This is a genomic window from Pseudorhodoplanes sp. (genome assembly GCF_035565795.1).
Classification (GTDB): domain Bacteria; phylum Pseudomonadota; class Alphaproteobacteria; order Rhizobiales; family Xanthobacteraceae; genus Pseudorhodoplanes.
On sequence record NZ_DATMRV010000111.1, the window covers coordinates 1 to 3,622 of the forward strand.

Annotated in this window: 4 protein-coding genes; 2 read left to right on the forward strand and 2 right to left on the reverse strand. The window is 63.9% G+C overall.

The annotated features are described in order from the left end of the window. A partial coding sequence (locus VNZ93_RS10915) for an ABC transporter permease (RefSeq protein WP_325704240.1) occupies positions 1-662 on the forward strand: 662 nt, incomplete at its 5' end. A gap of 94 nt (positions 663-756) precedes the next feature. Further along, on the forward strand, positions 757-1,542 hold the full coding sequence (locus tag VNZ93_RS10920) for an ABC transporter ATP-binding protein (RefSeq protein ID WP_325704243.1): 786 nt from the start codon (positions 757-759) through the stop codon (positions 1,540-1,542). A 64-nt stretch (positions 1,543-1,606) separates the two neighbouring features. Here VNZ93_RS10920 and VNZ93_RS10925 read toward each other — a convergent pair whose 3' ends face one another. Continuing rightward, positions 1,607-2,164: a hypothetical protein gene (locus tag VNZ93_RS10925; protein WP_325704246.1), complete on the reverse strand. Its 558-nt coding sequence runs from the start codon at positions 2,162-2,164 to the stop codon at positions 1,607-1,609. Positions 2,165-2,220: 56 nt separating this feature from the next. Beyond that, positions 2,221-3,622: urocanate hydratase (gene hutU, locus VNZ93_RS10930; protein ID WP_325704249.1), on the reverse strand; the 1,402-nt coding region annotated here is incomplete at its 5' end.

A 3,622-nucleotide genomic window follows, 5' to 3' on the forward strand; every position in this document is an offset into this window, starting at 1 on the left:
CCACCTTCCTCGCAAGCCCGCTCACCATGGTGCAGGACGGGTGGTATCTGCTGAGCAAGCATAATTTCTCATTCGACATCGGCGTGACGATCTGGCGCGTGCTCGGCGGTTTCACGCTCGCGGCGATCGTCGCCGTCCCGCTGGGAATCTTGATGGGCGCCTACAAGCCCATCGAAGCCTTCCTCGAGCCCTTCGTATCGTTCGCGCGCTATCTTCCGGCGTCCGCTTTCATTCCGCTGCTCATCCTGTGGGCCGGCATCGGCGAATTGCAGAAGCTGCTCGTCATCTTCATTGGCTCGGTTTTCCAGATCATCCTGATGGTCGCGGTCTCGGTCGCAAGCACCCGCCGCGATCTGGTCGAGGCGGCGCTGACCCTCGGCGCGCGCGACCGCGGCATCCTCGCGCGCGTCCTGATTCCCTCCTCCGCCCCCGACATCGCGGAAATCCTGCGGCTCGTCCTCGGCTGGGCCTGGACCTACGTCATCGTCGCCGAACTGATCGGCTCGTCATCGGGCATCGGACACATGATCATCGACAGCCAGGCTCTACTCGCGACCGGTCAGATGATTTTCGGCATCATCGTGATCGGCATCATCGGCCTGATCTCGGACTATCTGTTCAAGGCGGCGAACCGCAAGCTCTTCCCCTGGAGCCAGATATGACGGCGAGTTGTTTTCTGACCGCGGGGTTTGCGCCGTCTCTCTTTCTTTCACCTCCCCCTAAAAGGGGGAGGGATAAGACCAGCGGGCTTAACGCATGACCAAGCTCCGCATCGAAAATGTGTCTCGCGTCTTTCCCGGCCTGCATGGCGGGCCGCCGACGCGCGCGCTCGAGCCGACCAATCTGAATATCGCCGACAACGACTTCGTCACGATCCTCGGGCCGTCCGGCTGCGGCAAGTCCACGTTGCTGCGCCTCGTTGCCGGCCTCGATACGCCGACCACCGGCAAGATCCTGCTCGACGGTCATCCGGTGACGCGGCCAGGGCCTGACCGCGGCATGGTGTTCCAGTCCTACACGCTGTTTCCCTGGCTCACGATCGCGGAAAACGTGGCGTTCGGCCTGCGCGAAAAGGGCGTGCCGGTCGGTGAGCGCAACGCCATCGTTGCGCAATGGCTGGAGCGGGTCGGTCTGCAGAGTTTCGCGCGGCATTATCCCAAGCAGCTGTCCGGCGGTATGCAGCAACGCACCGCGATCGCGCGCGCGCTCGCAAACGGTCCCGAAATTCTTCTGCTCGACGAGCCGTTCGGCGCGCTCGACAACCAGACCCGTGCACTGATGCAGGAGCTTCTGCTCGGCATCTGGGAGCGCGAACGCAAAACCGTGCTGTTCGTCACGCACGATATCGAGGAATCGATCTTCCTTGCTTCGCGCGTGCTGGTGATGTCGGCGCGGCCAGGCCGCATCAAGGCGGATCTGCAGGTGACGCTGCCGCATCCGCGACACTACACGATCAAGACCAGCCCGGAATTTTCGGAATTGAAAGCGCGGCTGACGGAAGAAATCCGCGCCGAGGCCGTGCTTGCGGCGGAAGCGCATTGACGCTGGTGGTCGCCCCGCGCAGGCGCGGCTGTCTCGAAGAGCAGTGCTGCAACTGCGAGGTGCCTTACGCCGTCCACCTTTTTACAACGCGATGTCCGATCAGAAGCAGCGCGATCAGAATCGCGCCGGTTACGAACACCAGCGCCATGTATTCCTGCGCGATGGCAACGACGAATGCGGTTGCGAGCAGCAGGAGACCGACCAGCGCAAAACTCCATTCCAGATGAATGCCCGCAAGCAGGCAGCCGAGCGCCAGGAACAGGAGTGAGTTCAGGCTGGTGGTGATGGTGGTCTGTTCGCCGGTCCGTCGGAAGAAGCTGAAATCGATCGCGATCGTGACACCCACCGCAAGCCAGTGCAGCACTTGCCGGAGGACGGTGCTGTCCAGCCTGCCGGTCCGCATCCAGGCCGCGACCGTGCAGATGATTCCGAAGGCCGGCACGAGCCAGAGCCAGTATTTCTCGGCCCACGACACATTCGCGAGCGTTGCGCCGGCGCCGATCAGCGCCAGCAGGATCATGGCTATTGCCAATAACGCGGCAACGGTCACGGGAATGCCGCCAATCATGGCGGTGCGCTCTGGCGCGGTATCCGGGATGCGGGAGGGGAGGTCTTCGGTCACGGGATGGCTCTCACTGCGCGGGCCCATTAGGCGGAATCAGGTCTGCCAGCCCCGCCTTAAAGGCTCGGTAAATTGAGCCCCTGCTTTTTCGCCCAGTCGATCGCCTCGTCATAGCCGGCATCGGCGTGGCGCATCACGCCGGTTGCCGGATCGTTCCAGAGCACGCGCTCCACGCGCTTGCCCGCTTCCGGCGTGCCGTCGCACACGATCACCATGCCGGCGTGCTGCGAATATCCGATGCCGACGCCGCCGCCGTGATGGATCGACACCCAGGTCGCGCCGCTGGCGCAATTCAGAAGCGCGTTGAGCAGCGGCCAGTCCGACACGGCGTCGGAACCATCCTTCATCGCTTCGGTCTCGCGATTGGGCGAGGCGACCGAGCCGGAATCGAGATGATCGCGCCCGATCACGACCGGCGCTTTCAGTTCGCCTTTCGCAACCATCTCGTTGAATGCAAGGCCGATGCGATGCCGGTCGCCGAGACCCACCCAGCAGATGCGCGCCGGCAGACCCTGGAAGTGAATGCGTTGCCGCGCCATGTCGAGCCAGTGGTGCAGGTGCTTGTCGTGCGGCATCAGCTCCTTCACCTTGGCGTCGGTCTTGTAGATATCCTCCGGATCGCCCGAGAGCGCGGCCCAGCGGAACGGGCCGACACCGCGGCAGAACAGCGGACGGATATAGGCCGGCACAAAGCCCGGAAAATCGAACGCATCCTTCACGCCCATGTCGAAGGCGCGCTGGCGGATGTTGTTGCCGTAATCGAGCGTCGGGATGCCCTGCTTGTGGAAATCCAGCATCGCGCGCACATGCACGGCCATGCTTTCCTTCGCGGCCTGTTCGACTGCCTTCGGATCGCGCTCGCGCTTCTCGGCCCATTCGGCGAGCGTCCATCCCGCCGGCAGATAGCCGTTGATCGGGTCGTGCGCCGAGGTCTGGTCGGTGACGGCATCCGGCTTCACGCCGCGCCGCACCAGTTCCGGATACATCTCCGCGGCATTGCCGAGCACGGCGACCGAAACGGCTTTCTTCTCCTTGCCGGCACGCTCGATGATGGTCAGCGCCTCGTCGAGGTCCTTCGCCTGCATGTCGACATAGCCGGTCCGCAGCCGCATCTCGATGCGCGAAGGCTGGCATTCGATCGCCAGCATCGATGCGCCGGCCATGGTGGCGGCGAGGGGCTGTGCGCCGCCCATGCCGCCGAGACCGGCGGTCAGGATCCAGCGGCCCGACAGATCGCCGTTATAGTGCCGGCGGCCGACCTCGACGAAGGTCTCGTAGGTGCCCTGCACGATGCCCTGCGAGCCGATATAGATCCACGAGCCGGCCGTCATCTGGCCGTACATCATCAGGCCCTTGCGATCGAGCTCGTTGAAATAGTCGAGCGTCGCCCAGTGCGGCACGATGTTGGAATTGGCGATCAGGACGCGCGGCGCATCGGAGTGCGTGCGAAAGACGCCG